The organism is Pseudoalteromonas sp. GW168-MNA-CIBAN-0100 (assembly GCF_040309225.1).
GTDB lineage: Bacteria > Pseudomonadota > Gammaproteobacteria > Enterobacterales > Alteromonadaceae > Pseudoalteromonas > Pseudoalteromonas arctica.
Map to the genome: position 1 here is coordinate 1 of NZ_JBEOOL010001175.1, position 231 is coordinate 231.

Sequence of the window (231 nt, forward strand, 5' to 3'; positions counted from 1 at the left end):
TATGCGCATAACGATACTCAGCGCCATACCCTAAGTCTTTCATTAAGTTGGTTGGCGCATTGCGTAAATGCTCTGGCACGGGGTAACTTGGCTCGTTTTGGGCATCGGCCTTGGCTTGATTAAACGCCATATACACCGCATTACTTTTAGGTGCGCTGGCTAAATAAAGTGTGGCTTGGGCAATTGCGCGTTCGCCCTCGCTTGGGCCAACTCGCTGAAAAATATCCCATG

General features: G+C 49.8%; 1 protein-coding gene. It reads right to left on the reverse strand.

What is annotated here, in order from left to right:
• On the reverse strand, nt 1-231 hold a 231-nt coding region (locus AAEY62_RS25090), incomplete at both ends, for an AAA family ATPase (protein WP_502935580.1).